Annotated in this window: 20 protein-coding genes and 1 tRNA gene; 13 read left to right on the top strand and 8 right to left on the bottom strand. The window is 39.0% G+C overall.

Annotated features, from left to right (window positions below; all coding sequences use genetic code 11):
• Positions 1-210: 210 nt before the first annotated feature.
• The 7 genes from CO726_RS09625 to CO726_RS09655 form a co-directional block, all read right to left on the bottom strand.
• Complete coding sequence (locus tag CO726_RS09625) at positions 211-1,080, bottom strand: DUF421 domain-containing protein (RefSeq protein ID WP_099684100.1); 870 nt, start codon at positions 1,078-1,080, stop codon at positions 211-213.
• Between the two features lie 20 nt (positions 1,081-1,100).
• Positions 1,101-1,307 (bottom strand): DUF1657 domain-containing protein, encoded by a 207-nt coding sequence (locus CO726_RS09630; protein ID WP_002167398.1) that lies wholly within the window; start codon positions 1,305-1,307, stop codon positions 1,101-1,103.
• A gap of 11 nt (positions 1,308-1,318) precedes the next feature.
• Entirely contained in the window at positions 1,319-1,669 is a 351-nt protein-coding gene (spoVAE, locus tag CO726_RS09635; RefSeq protein WP_000575919.1) for a stage V sporulation protein AE, read from the bottom strand.
• Complete coding sequence (gene spoVAD / locus CO726_RS09640; RefSeq protein WP_098758975.1) at positions 1,666-2,682, bottom strand: stage V sporulation protein AD; 1,017 nt, start codon at positions 2,680-2,682, stop codon at positions 1,666-1,668. Before spoVAD ends, spoVAE begins: the two co-directional genes overlap by 4 nt.
• Positions 2,683-3,159: a stage V sporulation protein AC gene (gene spoVAC / locus CO726_RS09645; protein WP_098758976.1), complete on the bottom strand. Its 477-nt coding sequence runs from the start codon at positions 3,157-3,159 to the stop codon at positions 2,683-2,685.
• 29 nt (positions 3,160-3,188) lie between these two features.
• Positions 3,189-3,677, bottom strand: coding sequence for a YhcN/YlaJ family sporulation lipoprotein (locus tag CO726_RS09650; protein ID WP_099684101.1), 489 nt, complete (start codon positions 3,675-3,677; stop codon positions 3,189-3,191).
• Between the two features lie 93 nt (positions 3,678-3,770).
• Positions 3,771-3,977, bottom strand: a complete 207-nt coding sequence (locus CO726_RS09655; RefSeq protein ID WP_099684102.1) for a DUF1657 domain-containing protein — start codon at positions 3,975-3,977, stop codon at positions 3,771-3,773.
• Positions 3,978-4,180: 203 nt separating this feature from the next.
• On the opposite strand from CO726_RS09655, the gene CO726_RS09660 reads away from it, so the two are divergent.
• The 9 genes from CO726_RS09660 (at position 4,181) to eno (ending at position 13,238) form a co-directional block, all read left to right on the top strand.
• A tRNA-Arg gene (locus CO726_RS09660) sits at positions 4,181-4,256 on the top strand.
• 258 nt (positions 4,257-4,514) lie between these two features.
• A complete protein-coding gene (gene rpoN / locus CO726_RS09665) occupies positions 4,515-5,822 on the top strand; it encodes an RNA polymerase factor sigma-54 (RefSeq protein ID WP_099684103.1) in 1,308 nt (435 codons plus the stop codon).
• Between the two features lie 10 nt (positions 5,823-5,832).
• Positions 5,833-6,078, top strand: a complete 246-nt coding sequence (locus CO726_RS09670; RefSeq protein WP_099684104.1) for a glutaredoxin family protein — start codon at positions 5,833-5,835, stop codon at positions 6,076-6,078.
• A gap of 136 nt (positions 6,079-6,214) precedes the next feature.
• On the top strand, positions 6,215-7,243 hold the full coding sequence (gene cggR, locus CO726_RS09675) for a gapA transcriptional regulator CggR (protein WP_048528176.1): 1,029 nt from the start codon (positions 6,215-6,217) through the stop codon (positions 7,241-7,243).
• A gap of 26 nt (positions 7,244-7,269) precedes the next feature.
• Positions 7,270-8,274 carry a type I glyceraldehyde-3-phosphate dehydrogenase gene (gene gap, locus CO726_RS09680; RefSeq protein ID WP_000161236.1) on the top strand — a complete coding sequence of 335 codons (1,005 nt, stop codon included), beginning with the start codon at positions 7,270-7,272 and terminating at the stop codon, positions 8,272-8,274.
• A gap of 139 nt (positions 8,275-8,413) precedes the next feature.
• Positions 8,414-9,598 (top strand): phosphoglycerate kinase, encoded by a 1,185-nt coding sequence (locus tag CO726_RS09685; protein ID WP_001036338.1) that lies wholly within the window; start codon positions 8,414-8,416, stop codon positions 9,596-9,598.
• Positions 9,599-9,630: 32 nt separating this feature from the next.
• On the top strand, positions 9,631-10,386 hold the full coding sequence (tpiA, locus tag CO726_RS09690; RefSeq protein WP_001231038.1) for a triose-phosphate isomerase: 756 nt from the start codon (positions 9,631-9,633) through the stop codon (positions 10,384-10,386).
• Entirely contained in the window at positions 10,383-11,912 is a 1,530-nt protein-coding gene (gpmI, locus tag CO726_RS09695; protein WP_086411357.1) for a 2,3-bisphosphoglycerate-independent phosphoglycerate mutase, read from the top strand. Before tpiA ends, gpmI begins: the two co-directional genes overlap by 4 nt.
• Positions 11,913-11,942: 30 nt before the next feature.
• Entirely contained in the window at positions 11,943-13,238 is a 1,296-nt protein-coding gene (gene eno / locus CO726_RS09700; protein WP_016085606.1) for a phosphopyruvate hydratase, read from the top strand.
• Between the two features lie 52 nt (positions 13,239-13,290).
• Here eno and CO726_RS09705 read toward each other — a convergent pair whose 3' ends face one another.
• Entirely contained in the window at positions 13,291-14,241 is a 951-nt protein-coding gene (locus CO726_RS09705) for a nucleoside hydrolase (RefSeq protein WP_099684105.1), read from the bottom strand.
• A 321-nt stretch (positions 14,242-14,562) separates the two neighbouring features.
• Between CO726_RS09705 and CO726_RS09710 the strand changes: the two genes are divergently transcribed.
• From CO726_RS09710 to estA, 4 genes are all read left to right on the top strand, one after another.
• Positions 14,563-14,931 (top strand): CidA/LrgA family holin-like protein, encoded by a 369-nt coding sequence (locus CO726_RS09710; RefSeq protein WP_000673220.1) that lies wholly within the window; start codon positions 14,563-14,565, stop codon positions 14,929-14,931.
• Complete coding sequence (locus tag CO726_RS09715; RefSeq protein ID WP_000078304.1) at positions 14,928-15,620, top strand: LrgB family protein; 693 nt, start codon at positions 14,928-14,930, stop codon at positions 15,618-15,620. The genes CO726_RS09710 and CO726_RS09715 overlap by 4 nt, the downstream gene beginning before the upstream one ends.
• A 94-nt stretch (positions 15,621-15,714) precedes the next feature.
• Positions 15,715-15,948 carry a preprotein translocase subunit SecG gene (gene secG, locus CO726_RS09720; RefSeq protein ID WP_000557263.1) on the top strand — a complete coding sequence of 78 codons (234 nt, stop codon included), beginning with the start codon at positions 15,715-15,717 and terminating at the stop codon, positions 15,946-15,948.
• Between the two features lie 162 nt (positions 15,949-16,110).
• Positions 16,111-16,851 (top strand): carboxylesterase, encoded by a 741-nt coding sequence (gene estA / locus CO726_RS09725; RefSeq protein WP_169513025.1) that lies wholly within the window; start codon positions 16,111-16,113, stop codon positions 16,849-16,851.
• Positions 16,852-16,959: the final 108 nt, after the last annotated feature.

Raw genomic sequence — 16,959 nt, forward strand, 5'->3', positions numbered from 1 at the left:
TCTTATAATACAATTATGGTCAATAAAGGTCAAACAAAACCACTTTAAATCAAAAAAATATGTAGTTGTACCATGAAATATTCGCTATGTTTTTGAAATTCCCTGCTTATGTATCTTAAACATCATAACCGAATTACATAAATTTAAACGTTATGAGAGCTGGAGAAAAAAAGAAAAGAACGCCTTTTTACTGAAGCGTTCTTTCGAGAGTTATTCTTTTAAAAGGTAGGTTACTTTATTTAAAATCTTTTCGATTTGTTTTGCGTTTTTACTATACATTTCGCTCGCTGATTTCGACTTTGTTTCTAAAGAAAATAGTTCAAGATCAGCATGACATTTTTTTAAAGATGCCAATAACAAAGGTTTGTTTTGAGGAGAAGGCATTTGTAGTTTATCATTATAAATGTCGATAGTCAGTTGTCCGTATGAATCCACTTGACCGAGAAAGACATTTTCAATGACAACACCGAGCTTTTCTAGTTCAGAATGTAGCCAAGCGCGGTTATGTCCACTTGCGGATAGAGGTTCATCTAGTACATTTCCATCCATAATAACAGTTTGTGGTTCTTTTTCATTCGGTACCTTTAAACCGATGTCTTTTGCTGTAAGTGGCTGAGAATCTTTCTTTAATAGTACATTTAATTCTCCGCTTGGTTCTAAGACAGCAAATTCGACTTCAGCTATACTGAATGCACCATTTCCTCTAAGAAGTTCAAGTAACTCATCACTTGTGTATTTCTCTTTCTTTAAATTATCTTCGAGTATTTTTCCATCTTTTATTAATACGGTAGATTTCCCTTCAAAGAAATCTCTAGCGGCTTTGTTTTTTAAGGAAAGAATGCCGACAAAAAAAGGTACGGAAGCGAAAATAAGTATCGCAAAGACGCCGTGGAAAAATTTTGAATCGAGCCCTGTAGATACTTGGGCAGCGATGTCACCGATTGTCATTCCGGCTATGTATTCAAAAAAGGAGAGCTGCGAGATTTGTCTTTTCCCTAACCATTTCGTAATAGCGAATAAAATAATTAATATGAATACAGAGCGAAGAATGACAAGTGTCCATTCCGGCAGGTGAGACATAGTCATTTCCTCCAGTCTACTTAAAACCCTTTATATTGAGGTTCTTCACGTTCTAATACTGAAACTCTATTTTGTAAATCAGCGATGATGCTGTCCATTTCTAACATACATTCATGAAATACGCGTTTTGATTCCGCATCCTGTGAATTTAGTGAAAGGGAGCTTAAACTTGCTTGAGCGCCCCTTACACTAGCAAGGCAGGTTTTAACGCTAGCGATAACAGTCATACAAACACCTCTTATCCTTTCGGTTTGAATAGCAATGCTCCAATGAAGCCGAAAATAATAGCTGCGGATACGCCAGCGCTCGTTACTTTAAACATACCGGTGATGACACCGACGATGCCATGTTTTGCAGCTTCTTCCATTGCACCATGAACGAGGGCATTACCGAAGCTTGTAATGGGTACTGTTGCCCCAGCTCCAGCGAAATCAATTAATGGTTCATACAAATTGAATCCATCTAATATAGCTCCGGCAACAACGAGTGTTGCCATTGTATGAGCTGGTGTTAACTTGCCGACATCAAACATAAGTTGGCCGATTACACATATGAGTCCACCAATGACGAAAGCCCAGAAAAAAATCATTGCGTTGCACCTCCAAATTCAATCGAAACGGCGTGAGCGATACACGGAATCGTTTCTTCTTGTTGGAATGTAAGTGGAGATAGTAAAGCGCCTGTCGCAACGACAAGTATTTTTTTGAACTCTCCTCTTTTCATTCGGTTTAATAAATGACCGTACACGACTGTTGCAGAGCATCCGGGTCCACTAGCGCCAGCGATGACAGGTTGTCCTTCTCTATAAATGATGATTCCGCAATCTTGGAATTGTTCGCTCGTTACTTTTGTTCCGTGCTTATGTAGTAGGTCGTAGGCAATTTCGCGTCCAACATGTCCGAGATCACCTGTTACGATTAAGTCGTAATAAGAAGCATCAATTTGTCGTTCGCGTAAATGAGCTTCAATTGTATCGACAGCCGCTGGGGCCATCGCACCACCCATATTAAAAGGATCTGTTAATCCCATATCAATTACTCTTCCGATTGTTGCAGAGGTTACCCTAGGACCGTGTCCAGTATCGCTTAAAATAGCTGCACCAGCACCAGTTACTGTCCACTGTGCAGTAGGTGGTTTTTGTCCACCATATTCGGTAGGGTAGCGGAATTGTTTTTCTACAGCGGCATTATGGCTTGATGCACCAGTTAATAAATATTTGGCCCCTTTTGCATTTACGATACTTGCCCCAAGTGCTAATCCTTCCATAGAAGTAGAGCAAGCCCCGAATAATCCGAGATAAGGTGTTCCGAGTGTACGGCAAGCAAAGCTTGTAGGAGTGATTTGATTAATTAAATCTCCTGCGAGTACAAATTGAATATCGTCTTTACGGAGCTTGGCTTTTTCAGTAGCACGGCTACAAGCTTCTTCAAATAAAATTTTATGTGCTTTTTCGTAAGAATCTTGGCCAAGCCATAAATCTTCATGGAGGGTGTCGAAGTCTTCAGGGATATTTCCGTTCGCTTCAAATGGTCCGCCAACTACCCCGGTTGAGATAATAACTGGTTTGTTTTCGAATACCCATGTTCGGTGTCCTTGTAACATTTATAGCCCTCCCCATTGAACAAGAATCGTTTTAATAAGTGCGATGACGAAAGCGGAAAATACACCAAATAAAATAACGGAACCAGCTAGCTTAAACATGTTACCTCCAACACCAAGGACAAATCCCTCTGTTCGGTGTTCGATACATGCGGCAATAACAGAGTTGCCAAATCCAGTAACAGGTACAGCTGTGCCGGCTCCAGCAAATTGTCCGAGGCGATCGTATACGCCGAATCCGGTCAGTAACATGGAGATGAAAATAAGAGTTGCCACAGTTGGATTCCCTGCCGATCGTTCAGTGAAATCGAAATACGTAATATAAAAAGTAGAAATAAGTTGCCCGATTAGGCAAATGGAACCACCAACGAAAAAAGCTTTTATACAATTTTTTAAGACAGGGCGTTTCGGTTCTCGTTCTTGCTCAAATTTTTTATATTCCTGTTGTACAGGGGTTAAGTTTTTATCTTTACTAGACATTTCAATCCTTCCTTTTCTATTCGAAAGCGTTAAGTGTTAGATTCCATTTCTGATCCGATAAGTTTTAACTGTTTTTTGATTTCATCTTTAGATATTTCCTTTTTCTTGATTCTGTTTTCAAGCTTTTCAAGTAACATAAAGATTTTTTTATCTGTACTTACACGAACATCGAAAGTAGGATGTTCATCACTTAGCTGCTTTTGAAGTTTCTTGCGTAAAGGTTTTAGCCCAAATCGTTCATGATGCTCAGGCTTAACTGCTATGTAGAGATCTAAATTTGAATTCACTGCTGCACTTTTTATAATTTCATCCATAGCGAGGGCCTTTTTCTTAGCTCCTTGCGATATAGATTGATTAAAGGATTCCGTACTCGTCTTTGTTAATTTGGGACCTTTCTCTTTCTCTGTTCGTTTTGCTTCTTCTTTTTTTACCTTTTTATCTAATGGGCTATGATCACAACCGGTAAAAGAACTAAATAGAAGTATAAATAACGCGGTAATGAGTCCGATCTTTCGCATAATCATCATTCCATTTCTATTGCAATATGTAATGTGATAGAAAAAGGATGACTGCATATCATCCTTTTTCTATTTCACAGCATGACGGATTCGTTATTGCTGTGAGTATTGTGGTTCTTCTTGTTGGACTTCTTCAACGCGTGGGTTTAAAGAATCGATAATTGTTTGTATTTGCTCTGCAGCTGTTTGGAAAAGTTGCTTAGCTTGTTGGTTATCCGTATCAAGAGCGAATCCCTCTAAGCTAGCTTGTGCACTTTTTAATCCAGAAACAGTTTGCTTTAGTTTCGTAATTACGGTCATTGAATGAAGCCCCCTTTGGAATATCAATTCAAAGGTTATAATTTGTGAGTTGGGGTGAACTTATGATTGGGAAATTTAGGAATATCGCTTTGCTAATAGACTCCTAACTAAGGTGTATAAAGGATTATGGGGATATTTTTATTGATTTAGATGGATTTTATTGCTATTATTATGAGAAGAAAATGAAGTGATTTTATAATCATGCGCCCATAGCTCAGTCGGATAGAGCGGTGGTTTCCGGTACCACGTCTGCCGGGGGTTCGAATCCCTCTGGGCGCGTCAAAAAGTCCTAACTTACGTTTTGTAGGTTAGGACTTTTTTTATTTCCCTCTTGTTATATCTGATAATAAGATTTACTATTAGTACTTGGTAATAAATATTTACCTTATTATTTTCTTTCAATATTATTCAAATTTTGGTTGTAAGTTGTAAGTCTCATTAATACATATAAATTAATAATATTTTGGAATGGGTGTCTGCGTGAGGATTCTCCTTTTACCAAACTTATTGTACAATAGAAACAAGGGGGAGATTAGTTTGAAGGCAAGTCTTTTACAAGAACAAAGCTTACGTTTGGCAATGACACAAGAGTTAAGGCAAGCGATTACAATGCTCCAGTATAATGTACAAGAATTATCGGAGTTTTTGTATGAGCAATCGTTAGAGAATCCCCTTATTGAGTTAGGTGGTTTTGAGAGGGAGAAGAAAAAGAGCTCTAACAACAGTAAAAGTACCAGCAAACAAGTCGAGAATCAGATGGAAATCTACAGTGTGGATTCTACAACGATTCAGCAACATTTATTAAATCAAATACAGTATTATAAAATAGAGGAAGAAGAGCGAAAAGTAGCTTCTTTCATTATTATGAACATGGATGGAAATGGGTATTTACAAGAAACGAACGAAGAGTTAGCAAATCTTCTTTCCGCACCGCTTCATGTAGTCGACCGCTCTGTAGAGCTTGTCCAATCACTAGAGCCAGCAGGGGTAGGGGCACGTAATATTCAGGAATGTCTAACCTTGCAATTGAAGCGCTTACAAAGGCGGAATGGATTAGCAGAAGAGGTTGTTGAAGATCATTTCGCTTATTTCGTGAAGAAAGATTGGCGAAAGCTCGTTCAAGTGCTGAAGTGTAGTAATGAAGAATTACAGGATGCGGTAAATTGTATAACGTCATTACAACCAAAGCCAGGTCTTGCGTTTTCTTCTGATAAACCACTTTATATTGTGCCTGATATGGCAGTGAAAAAAGATGGTGATCGTCTCGTTTTACAGATGAATGAGAGAAATATGCCAAGAATTGAAATTCATTCTGAGTATAGTGCGCTTCTTAATAATAGTGAAAGTGAAGTAGCATCTTACGTATCAGAAAAGTATCAGCATGTGCAGTGGATTATGCGTAGTTTGAAACAGAGAAAACAAACGCTTCTGCAAGTGATGACCATTATTATGGAAAAACAACGTGATTTCTTCTGGAAAGGTCCAGCGTATTTAAAGCCACTTGCTTTAAAAGAAGTAGCAGAAGAGTTAAGCGTGCATGAATCGACAATTAGTCGTGCAACGCGAAATAAATATGTGCAAACACCACATGGTTTATTTGAGATGAAATCGTTCTTTAGTAATGCCGTTTCGACTACTGAAGATGAAGCAGTTTCTACAAAGCGTGTAAAACAATTTATTCAAACGCTTGTTGAGGCGGAGAATAAGAAAAAGCCACTTTCAGACCAAAAGATTTCAAAATTATTAGAAGAAAAGCATGAAATCGTTATTTCTCGAAGAACAGTGGCGAAGTATAGAGAGCAAATGCACATCCCAGCGTCGTCATTACGAAAAACGATCGGATAGGTGAAGATAGATGCAGGTTGTACTGTATACAAAAAAAGATTGTGGCCTTTGCGTGAAGGCGAAACAAGTTTTACAGGAAGTACAATGTGAATATTCTTTTCAAATCGAGGAAATAGATATATATGAAGAAAATGACCTTTTAGAAAAATATCACTTAATGATTCCGGTTGTAGAAATAGACGGAAAACAAGTAGAATATGGTAACATTCACAAAGGTGTGATAATAAACTATATAAAGAATGCAGTTAAGAGTTGAATAAGTTTCTATCTCCTGTTACAATAATACACGTAGCAGGGATTATTTTTTTAACCTATGTGGGACACAAAATGTCACTACGGGACGTAAAGTGACCACGGAGGAAAAATGAACCGATGTAGTGAGGAGAAAAGATATGCGCTCATGGATTCAGAACACAAAAAAATTATTACCTGATCTGCTACCTGTTATGCAAACGAGAATGCAAATTCTTCAATACATTAGGCTCATGCAGCCGATTGGAAGAAGAAACTTATCAGCAAGTCTCGGTATGACAGAACGAGTATTGCGAAGTGAAGTTCAAGTTTTGAAAGAACAAAACTTAGTTCACGTCGCTTCTTCTGGAATGACTTTGACAGAAGAAGGAACAGCTTTAGTTCTTGCTTTGGAAGACTTTATGAAAGAAATTTCCGGGTTAAAGGTTTTAGAAAAGCAACTTAAGGAAACATTAGACTTGGATGAAGTTTTCGTTGTCCCTGGTGATAGTGATGAATCACCTTGGGTCAAACTGGAGATGGGCCGTGCTTGTGTGACTTGTATAAAAGACCGTTTGACAGCGAATAATATCGTTGCTGTGGCTGGAGGAACTACGCTAGCTGCTGCTGCGGACATGATGCAGCTTGATTGCAAAGATTTACATATGCTATTTGTCCCAGCACGTGGTGGAATTGGAGAAGGTGTCGAATTAGAAGCCAATACCATTTGTGCCAAAATGGCGCAAAATACGATGAGTAATTATCGCTTATTGTATGTTCCAGACCATGTTAGTAGCGAAGCATATGCGTCTATTGTGACAGAGCCTTCCGTGAAAGAAGTTCTTGAGTTGATTCGATCTTCCAATATCGTTATTCATGGAATAGGTGATGCGTTAACAATGGCACGTCGCAGAAATACTTCAGAAGCAGATTGGTTAAAGATTCAAGCAAGCGAAGCAGTTGGCGAAGCTTTCGGTTACTACTTTAATGAACAAGGAAATGTTGTTCATAAAGTAAGAACAGTTGGTATGCAACTTGAGGATTTACAAAATGTATCTCACGTTGTTGCAGTCGCTGGTGGTTCTTCAAAGGCAAAGGCAATACAGGCTGTAATTAAACAAGGGCACACTTCAATTCTAATTACAGATGAAGGTGCAGCAAAGCAGTTAACAAAGGGTATTACCCTTTAATATAATCCCCCAAGGAGGAAATTCAAATGACTAAAATTGGTATTAATGGATTTGGACGTATCGGACGTAACGTATTCCGCGCAGCTCTTAACAACTCTGAGGTAGAAGTAGTAGCAATCAACGACTTAACAGATGCTAAAACATTAGCTCACCTTTTAAAATATGACACAGTTCACGGAACTTTAAATGCAGAAGTATCTGCTAACGAAAACAGCATCGTTGTTAACGGTAAAGAAATTAAAGTTATCGCTGAGCGTGACCCAGCTCAATTACCATGGAGCGACTACGGAGTAGAAGTAGTAGTAGAATCTACTGGCCGTTTCACTAAAAAATCAGACGCTGAAAAACACTTAGGTGGATCAGTTAAGAAAGTTATCATCTCAGCTCCAGCTTCTGACGAAGATATCACTGTAGTTATGGGTGTTAACCACGAACAATACGATGCAGCTAACCACAACGTAGTATCTAACGCTTCTTGTACTACAAACTGTCTAGCTCCATTTGCTAAAGTATTAAACGAAAAATTCGGCGTAAAACGCGGAATGATGACAACAATTCACTCTTACACTAACGACCAACAAATCTTAGACTTACCACACAAAGATTTACGTCGTGCTCGTGCAGCAGCTGAAAACATGATCCCAACATCTACTGGTGCAGCTAAAGCAGTAGCATTAGTATTACCAGAACTTAAAGGTAAATTAAACGGTGGCGCTGTACGTGTTCCAACTGCTAACGTTTCTCTAGTTGACTTAGTTGTTGAACTTGACAAAGAAGTAACAGTTGAAGAAGTAAATGCAGCATTCAAAGCAGCAGCTGAAGGCGAATTAAAAGGTATCCTTGGATACAGCGAAGAGCCATTAGTATCTATCGACTATAACGGATGTACAGCTTCTTCTACAATCGATGCATTATCTACAATGGTAATGGAAGGTAACATGGTTAAAGTACTTTCTTGGTACGATAACGAAACTGGTTACTCTAACCGCGTAGTAGACTTAGCAGCTTACATGACTTCAAAAGGTCTTTAATTCTTAATTATATAAGCTATCAATGACAAAACGAGGGAGAGGGTTTGTTCCCTCTCTCTCTTCTTTCGTTTTAAAAGCAAATGTGTTAAGCTTTTGAGTGGGTTTTGTCAATCCTAACTAGTAGTCGGAGGGAAATCCAATGAACAAAAAATCAATTCGTGACGTAGATTTAAAAGGTAAGCGTGTATTTTGCCGCGTTGACTTCAACGTACCTATGAAAGAAGGCAAAATTACAGATGAAACTCGTATCCGTGCAGCTCTTCCTACAATTCAATATTTAGTAGAGCAAGGTGCGAAAGTTATTTTAGCAAGCCACTTAGGCCGTCCAAAAGGTCAAGCAGTAGAAGAATTACGTCTTACTCCAGTGGCAGCACGTTTAGGCGAGCTTCTTGGTAAAGATGTTAAAAAAGCAGACGAAGCATTCGGACCAGTTGCACAAGAAATGGTTGCAGCAATGAACGAAGGCGACGTATTAGTTCTTGAAAACGTACGTTTCTATGCGGGCGAAGAAAAGAACGATGCAGAACTTGCGAAAGAATTTGCAGCACTTGCTGACATCTTCGTAAACGATGCATTCGGTGCAGCTCACCGTGCTCACGCTTCTACAGCAGGTATCGCAGATTACCTACCAGCAGTATCTGGCTTATTAATGGAAAAAGAGTTAGAAGTATTAGGTAAAGCACTTTCTAACCCAGAACGCCCATTCACAGCTATTATTGGTGGTGCGAAAGTAAAAGATAAAATCGGTGTAATTCGTCATCTATTAGACAAAGTAGATAACTTAATCATCGGTGGCGGACTTGCTTATACATTCGTTAAAGCTTTAGGTCATGAAATTGGTCTATCTCTATGTGAAGATGACAAGATTGAACTAGCTAAAGAATTTATGCAACTTGCAAAAGAAAAAGGCGTAAACTTCTACATGCCAGTTGATGTTGTAATCACTGAGGAATTCTCTGAAACTGCAACAACTAAAATCGTTGGTATCGACTCTATCCCTTCTAACTGGGAAGGCGTGGACATCGGTCCTAAAACACGTGAAATTTATGCAGATGTAATTAAAAACTCTAAGCTTGTTGTATGGAATGGACCAATGGGTGTATTCGAAATGACTCCATTCGCAGAAGGTACAAAAGCAGTAGGACAAGCATTAGCAGATGCAGAAGGTACATACTCTGTTATCGGCGGTGGTGACTCTGCAGCAGCTGTTGAAAAATTCGGTATGGCTGATAAAATGAGCCACATTTCTACTGGCGGCGGTGCGTCATTAGAATTCATGGAAGGTAAAGAACTTCCAGGTGTAGTTTGTCTTAACGACAAATAAGTAGCAGCCAAAGAAAAAGGACGGTGCAAAGCATGCGTAAACCAATTATCGCAGGTAACTGGAAAATGAATAAAACTCTATCTGAAGCAGTTAGCTTCGTAGAGGAAGTTAAAGGTCAAATCCCAGCAGCTTCAGCTGTTGATGCAGTAGTTTGCTCTCCAGCTCTATTCTTAGAGCGCTTAGTAGCAGCGACTGAAGGAACTGATTTACAAGTAGGTGCACAAAACATGCACTTCGAAAAAAATGGTGCATTCACTGGCGAAATTAGCCCAGTAGCACTTAGCGACTTAAAAGTAGGCTACGTAGTACTTGGTCACTCTGAGCGTCGTGAAATGTTTGCTGAAACAGACGAGTCAGTAAACAAAAAGACTATCGCAGCATTTGAACATGGTTTAACACCAATCGTATGTTGTGGTGAGACTTTAGAAGAGCGCGAAAGCGGAAAAACATTTGATCTAGTAGCAGGTCAAGTGACAAAAGCACTTGCAGGTTTAACAGAAGAGCAAGTTAAAGCAACTGTTATCGCTTATGAGCCAATCTGGGCTATCGGTACAGGTAAATCTTCTTCTTCTGCAGATGCAAATGAAGTATGTGCGCACATCCGTAAAGTTGTTGCAGAAGCTGTTTCTCCAGAAGCTGCAGAAGCTGTTCGTATCCAATACGGCGGTAGCGTAAAACCAGAAAACATTAAAGAGTACATGGCACAATCTGACATCGACGGCGCTTTAGTCGGCGGTGCTAGCTTAGAGCCTGCTTCGTTCTTAGGTCTTCTGGGGGCGGTAAAATGAGAAAGCCAACAGCTTTAATCATCCTTGACGGTTTCGGACTTCGTGAAGAAACTTACGGGAATGCTGTAGCACAAGCTAAGAAACCTAATTTTGATGGTTACTGGAACAAATTCCCTCACACAACACTTACAGCTTGTGGCGAGGCAGTAGGTCTTCCAGAAGGTCAAATGGGTAACTCTGAGGTTGGTCACTTAAATATCGGTGCTGGCCGCGTAGTATATCAAAGCTTAACACGCGTAAACGTTGCAATTCGTGAAGGTGAGTTCGATAAGAACGAAACGTTCCAAAATGCAATTAAAAGCGTAAAAGAAAAAGGTACTGCACTTCATTTATTCGGTTTACTTTCTGACGGTGGTGTGCACAGTCACATGAATCACATGTTTGCTCTTCTTCGATTAGCAGCAAAAGAAGGCGTGGAGAAAGTTTATATCCATGCGTTCTTAGATGGCCGCGATGTTGGACCACAAACAGCAAAAGGTTATATTGATGCAACAAATGAAGTAATTAAAGAAACAGGAGTAGGACAATTCGCGACTATCTCTGGTCGTTATTACTCTATGGACCGTGACAAGCGTTGGGATCGCGTTGAAAAATGTTACCGTGCTATGGTGAATGGTGAAGGCCCTACTTATAAATCAGCAGAAGAGTGTGTAGAAGACTCTTATGCAAATGGTATCTACGATGAATTCGTATTGCCGTCTGTAATTGTTAACGAAGATAACACGCCAGTTGCAACAATCAATGATGATGATGCAGTTATCTTCTACAACTTCCGTCCAGACCGTGCAATTCAAATTGCTCGTGTATTTACAAACGAAGACTTCCGTGAGTTCGATCGTGGTGAAAAAGTACCTCACATTCCTGAATTCGTTTGTATGACACACTTCAGTGAAACTGTAGATGGTTACGTGGCATTCAAGCCAATGAACCTTGATAACACTTTAGGTGAAGTTGTTGCGCAAGCGGGATTAAAGCAACTTCGCATCGCGGAAACTGAAAAGTATCCGCACGTTACATTCTTCTTTAGCGGTGGTCGTGAGGCTGAATTCCCAGGAGAAGAGCGTATCTTAATTAACTCACCGAAGGTTGCAACGTATGACTTGAAACCTGAAATGAGCATTTACGAAGTAACGGACGCTTTAGTAAATGAAATCGAAAATGATAAACATGATGTTATCATTCTTAACTTTGCGAACTGTGATATGGTTGGCCATTCTGGGATGATGGAACCGACAATTAAAGCAGTAGAAGCAACTGACGAATGTTTAGGAAAAGTTGTGGAAGCGATTCTTGCAAAAGATGGTGTAGCACTTATTACTGCTGACCATGGTAATGCTGATCAGGAGTTAACTGCTGATGGTGGACCAATGACAGCTCATACAACTAACCCGGTTCCTTTCATCGTTACAAAAAATGATGTAGAGCTTCGTGAAGGTGGTATTTTAGGAGATATCGCCCCAACAATGCTTACGCTTTTAAATGTGGAACAACCGAAAGAAATGACAGGTAAAACAATTATTAAATAATTTGCTTATATAAAAAGGAGAGAATTTATTATGTCAACAATTATTGATGTTTATGCTCGCGAAGTCCTTGACTCTCGTGGTAACCCAACTGTAGAAGTAGAAGTTTACACAGAAAGCGGCGCTTTCGGACGCGCTATCGTACCAAGTGGTGCATCTACTGGTGAACACGAAGCAGTAGAATTACGTGACGGTGACAAATCTCGTTACCTTGGTAAAGGTGTTATGAACGCAGTAAACAACGTTAACGAAGCAATCGCTCCAGAAATCGTTGGTTTCGACGTAACTGACCAAGCTGGTATCGACCGTGCTATGATCGAATTAGATGGCACTCCAAACAAAGGTAAACTAGGCGCTAACGCTATCCTTGGTGTATCTATGGCAGTAGCTCACGCAGCAGCTGACTTCGTAGGTCTTCCATTATACCGTTACCTTGGTGGATTCAATGCAAAACAATTACCAACTCCAATGATGAACATCATCAACGGTGGTTCTCACGCTGATAACAACGTAGACTTCCAAGAGTTCATGATCTTACCAGTTGGTGCTCCAACATTCAAAGAATCAATCCGTATGGGTGCTGAAGTATTCCATGCACTTAAAGCAGTATTACATGACAAAGGTCTTAACACTGCAGTAGGTGACGAAGGTGGATTCGCTCCAAACCTTGGTTCTAACCGTGAAGCTCTAGAAGTAATCATCGAAGCTATCGAAAAAGCTGGTTATAAAGCTGGCGAGAACGTATTCTTAGGAATGGACGTTGCTTCTTCTGAGTTCTACAACAAAGAAACTGGTAAATATGACCTTGCAGGCGAAGGCCGTACTGGCTTAACTTCTGCAGAAATGGTTGATTTCTACGAAGAGCTTTGCAAAGACTTCCCAATCATCTCTATTGAAGATGGTTTAGACGAAAACGACTGGGATGGTCACAAATTATTAACTGATCGTATCGGTGATAAAGTACAATTAGTTGGTGACGACTTATTCGTAACTAACACTCAAAAACTTGCTGAAGGTATCGAAAAAGGTATCTCTAACTCAATCTTAATTAAAGTTAACCAAATCGGTACTTTAACTGAGACTTTCGAAGCTATCGAAATGGCTAAACGTGCTGGTTACACAGCAGTTGTATCTCACCGTTCTGGTGAAACTGAAGATGCTACAATCGCTGACATCGCAGTTGCAACTAACGCTGGCCAAATCAAAACTGGTTCTATGAGCCGTACTGACCGTATTGCTAAGTACAACCAATTATTACGCATCGAAGACGAACTAGGCGAAATCGCTGTTTACGATGGTGTAAAATCTTTCTATAATATCAAACGATAATTGTAGAAAATAACGACAGACCGTGAGAAATCACGGTCTGTTTTTTTTTATGTTAAAATTGCTCACCCGTCATAAGTGACATGAAATGTTTAAAGAAGCGGTTATAATCAAAATCAATGGCGATTTGATGACTCGGCCAATCAATAAATGGCTTAGGGTCTCCTAAAGAGCGAAATTCTCCAATGCTTGCTCCTTGTGCATAAGATTCTGTCATGACAACGATAGGTGATTTGTGATATGTAAACATAGAATTATCAAGTAAAGCGAGTATTGGCATTGTGTCATGGAAGGGGCTACCCTTTAAATGCGGTAGGGCATCTTTATAATATCCGTAGTAATAATGATCGAATAACGGTTTGACGAGTGGGGCTTTTCCTTTTACTTCAATGTATTCAGCCATTTCTGGTGTAATGATGGAATACTGGGTGACGTTTAATGGGTAGATGTACATGTTAGCCGCGGATTGAAGAACGATATTAGCGGCAGTAGGGTCGCCATAAAAGTTTGCTTCCGAAATAGGAGTAACATTACCGGGATGTAAAAAGGCACCGCCCATTACGTAGTAAGATTTAATTTGCTTCATTAGCTGTTTACATACAATGAATAAAATTGCTAGGGAGGTAAGTCTTCCTAAACTGACAATGATTAATTCATCTTTATATTGTTCAATAAGAGGAATAACCTCAAAAAAATTCTCCATTTCTCCGTTAGGTACATTCCCCTTCGGAATAATTGGACCGAGCCCCTGTTTCCCATGTACATCCGTAAAGAAAGCAGGAGGGGCACCAGTAAGCGGACGTTCTGAGCCACCGAATATCTTGATATTCCTATTCTTTGTTTCATTCTTAAGAAAATGGGCATTTTGTATAGCCATTTCTTTTGGAACATTACCGTAATCAGCGACAATACCGATGATTTCTATTTCATCGATAAAGAATGCTAAGAGGAGGGCCATCGCATCATCAATCCCAGGATCGCAAAAAATAAGAACTTTTTTTGGCATATGTTCACCACCTATCTTGTTTGTCCCGTAAAAACCCAATTGGTGAGGGCTGATTAAAGTTTCATTCTATATATATGTAAGCTTAAGGATAAAAATATTATTTTATTGAAATAACAACACTTTAAATTCAGAAAATAAAAACTTCTTACATTAGGTCAAGGTTTTTGACTTATTTTTCGCTTGGAAACACAGTCATATCAAGGTTGTAAGCGTATTACATAGGCTGTTTTTGCTGTCAAGTTGATAAATTGCAGCTTTTTACAATTTATACTATGATAAAGATATTAACAGAAGATCGTATAAACATGAGGGATGATGAAGATGAAATTTACAAAGATTCTTGTCCAAATTGCTGCTCTTTACGTGTTTTATATGGTTGGAACTTGGGTGCAAGAAATGTTAAATATTCCGATTCCAGGAAGTTTGATTGGGATGTTCCTCTTACTTGTTTTACTTAGCTTAAAAGTTCTTCCAGTGAAATGGTTCGATTTAGGAGCAGAAACACTCGTTGCTATTATGCCGTTTTTATTAATTCCGCCAACGCTTGGCTTAATGAATTACGGTGCTTTTTTTATGAGTAAGGGGATTTCTCTTTTCATTACAATTGTAGCGAGTACATTTTTAATTATTATTGTCGCAGGACATACAGGACAATATCTTGCGAATAGAAAGGAAAGAGAGTCGCGATGAGCCAAATATTGATCGGAATTGGTTGGGTTCTTTTTACGGTGCTATTATACCAATTATCTAAAAAAATCTATAAATTATTTCCAACCCCATTCACCATTCCAATGCTTGTAGCAACAGGATTAATGGCTTTCTTATTTATCGTGCTTGATATACCATATCAACATTATATGGAGAGTGGTGGTGGCTGGATTGCAAAACTGCTGGGACCCGGTGTTGTAGCATTTGCAATTCCTCTTTATAAACAACGTCACGTGTTGCAAAAATATGTTGTACCGATTGCTGGTGGCGTATTAGTAGGTACAACAGTTGCCATCGCGAGTGATTTTGCCATTGCATCACTTATGGGAACAGATAAAAGCTTAATTTTATCTTCTTTACCAAAATCGGTGACAATGCCAGTTGCAATGAGCGTATCGGAACAAGTTGGTGGCGTCCCTTCCTTAACGGCAGCTTTCGTTGTTATTGCAGGTATTACTGGAACGATTACAGGCCCGCTTTTATTAAAATGGAGCCGTGTTACAAACTCGGTTGGTAAAGGGATTGGCTTTGGATGTGCTTCTCATATTATGGGTGTTATGAGAGCGATGAAAAATAACGAACATGAAGGTGTTATTGGATCGGTAACAATGACATTAACAGCCATTTTAACATGTTTGCTCGGACCGTTATTTGCAATGATGTTTATGTAATAGAAGAAAAGCGAGAGTGACTCTATAGCTCTCGCTTTTCTATAGAATTTATGCTACAGTTACAATAACTGAATCTTTGTAGGAGGTACGCCAAGTGCATACGTTATTATCCGTTTTACTTATTATTGTATCGATTTTAATGATTGTTATGGTACTTATGCAGTCTAGTAATAGCTCAGGCCTTTCAGGTGCAATTTCAGGCGGTGCAGAGCAATTATTTGGTAAGCAAAAAGCACGTGGAATCGAAGCGGTATTAAACCGTATTACAATTGTTTTAGCTGTTCTATTCTTCGTATTAACAATTGCTGTTACGTACTTAAATTTATAGAATTGAAAGAAGAAGCGTTAGTAAGTTGTACTAATGGTTCTTCTTTTTTTAATTTGTCATTTGAAAGATGTTTCTAATTAGATTATAGAAATATAAATATGGTACACTAAGATATAGAAAGAATACGACTAGATTACAGAAGAGAAAGAGGAGAAGTACATGATGAAATTAGCATCTCCGAAACCATTTACATTTGAGGGTGGAGACCGCGCTGTTTTATTATTACATGGATTCACAGGGAACTCAGCTGATGTACGTATGTTAGGGCGTTTCTTAGAAAAGAAAGGCTACACTTGTCATGCGCCAATTTATAAAGGGCACGGTGTACCACCAGAAGAGCTTGTTCTTACAGGTCCTGAAGATTGGTGGCAAGACGTAACGGAGGCATATCAGCTTTTAAAAGATAAAGGCTTCGAGAAAATTGCTGTCGTTGGATTATCACTTGGTGGCGTATTTTCTTTAAAATTAGGTTATACAGTACCGGTTTTAGGTGTAGTACCAATGTGTGCACCAATGTATATTAAGAGTGAAGAAACAATGTACCAAGGTATATTGGCATACGCCCGCGAATATAAAAAACGTGAGCAAAAATCACCAGAACAAATCGAACAAGAAATGTTGGAATTCCAAAAGACACCGATGAATACATTAAAAGCATTACAACAATTAATTGCTGACGTACGTAACAATGTGGACATGATTTATGCACCAACATTTGTTGTACAAGCGCGTCATGATGAAATGATTAATACAGATAGTGCTAACATTATTTATAACGGTGTAGAATCTACGTTAAAAGACATTAAATGGTATGAAGACTCTACGCATGTCATTACACTTGATAAAGAGCGTGACGAGCTACATGAGGATGTATATAACTTCTTGGAGCAACTAGATTGGTAAGATCTAGTTGCCTCTTTTTTTCATAAGGAATTTTTTGTGAAAACTGTAAAAATCATGAGGGGAGTATTGAAGTTTTGCTTTATACATCTCCTATCTTTCGGATACACT

The organism is Bacillus fungorum (genome assembly GCF_002746455.1).
GTDB lineage: Bacteria > Bacillota > Bacilli > Bacillales > Bacillaceae_G > Bacillus_A > Bacillus_A fungorum.

Bases quoted from the DNA above. Each gene is read 5' to 3' on its own strand.
- gpmI (WP_086411357.1), top strand. From the start codon at position 10,383: ATGAGAAAGCCAACAGCTTTAATCATCCTTGACGGTTTCGGACTTCGT.
- CO726_RS09685 (WP_001036338.1), top strand. From the start codon at position 8,414: ATGAACAAAAAATCAATTCGTGACGTAGATTTAAAAGGTAAGCGTGTA.
- CO726_RS09705 (WP_099684105.1), bottom strand. From the start codon at position 14,241: ATGCCAAAAAAAGTTCTTATTTTTTGCGATCCTGGGATTGATGATGCG.
- spoVAE (WP_000575919.1), bottom strand. From the start codon at position 1,669: ATGATTTTTTTCTGGGCTTTCGTCATTGGTGGACTCATATGTGTAATC.
- CO726_RS09625 (WP_099684100.1), bottom strand. From the start codon at position 1,080: ATGTCTCACCTGCCGGAATGGACACTTGTCATTCTTCGCTCTGTATTC.
- CO726_RS09715 (WP_000078304.1), top strand. From the start codon at position 14,928: ATGAGCCAAATATTGATCGGAATTGGTTGGGTTCTTTTTACGGTGCTA.
- CO726_RS09630 (WP_002167398.1), bottom strand. From the start codon at position 1,307: ATGACTGTTATCGCTAGCGTTAAAACCTGCCTTGCTAGTGTAAGGGGC.
- CO726_RS09670 (WP_099684104.1), top strand. From the start codon at position 5,833: ATGCAGGTTGTACTGTATACAAAAAAAGATTGTGGCCTTTGCGTGAAG.
- eno (WP_016085606.1), top strand. From the start codon at position 11,943: ATGTCAACAATTATTGATGTTTATGCTCGCGAAGTCCTTGACTCTCGT.
- CO726_RS09655 (WP_099684102.1), bottom strand. From the start codon at position 3,977: ATGACCGTAATTACGAAACTAAAGCAAACTGTTTCTGGATTAAAAAGT.
- cggR (WP_048528176.1), top strand. From the start codon at position 6,215: ATGCGCTCATGGATTCAGAACACAAAAAAATTATTACCTGATCTGCTA.
- CO726_RS09710 (WP_000673220.1), top strand. From the start codon at position 14,563: ATGAAATTTACAAAGATTCTTGTCCAAATTGCTGCTCTTTACGTGTTT.
- gap (WP_000161236.1), top strand. From the start codon at position 7,270: ATGACTAAAATTGGTATTAATGGATTTGGACGTATCGGACGTAACGTA.
- spoVAD (WP_098758975.1), bottom strand. From the start codon at position 2,682: ATGTTACAAGGACACCGAACATGGGTATTCGAAAACAAACCAGTTATT.
- CO726_RS09650 (WP_099684101.1), bottom strand. From the start codon at position 3,677: ATGCGAAAGATCGGACTCATTACCGCGTTATTTATACTTCTATTTAGT.
- spoVAC (WP_098758976.1), bottom strand. From the start codon at position 3,159: ATGTCTAGTAAAGATAAAAACTTAACCCCTGTACAACAGGAATATAAA.
- estA (WP_169513025.1), top strand. From the start codon at position 16,111: ATGAAATTAGCATCTCCGAAACCATTTACATTTGAGGGTGGAGACCGC.
- tpiA (WP_001231038.1), top strand. From the start codon at position 9,631: ATGCGTAAACCAATTATCGCAGGTAACTGGAAAATGAATAAAACTCTA.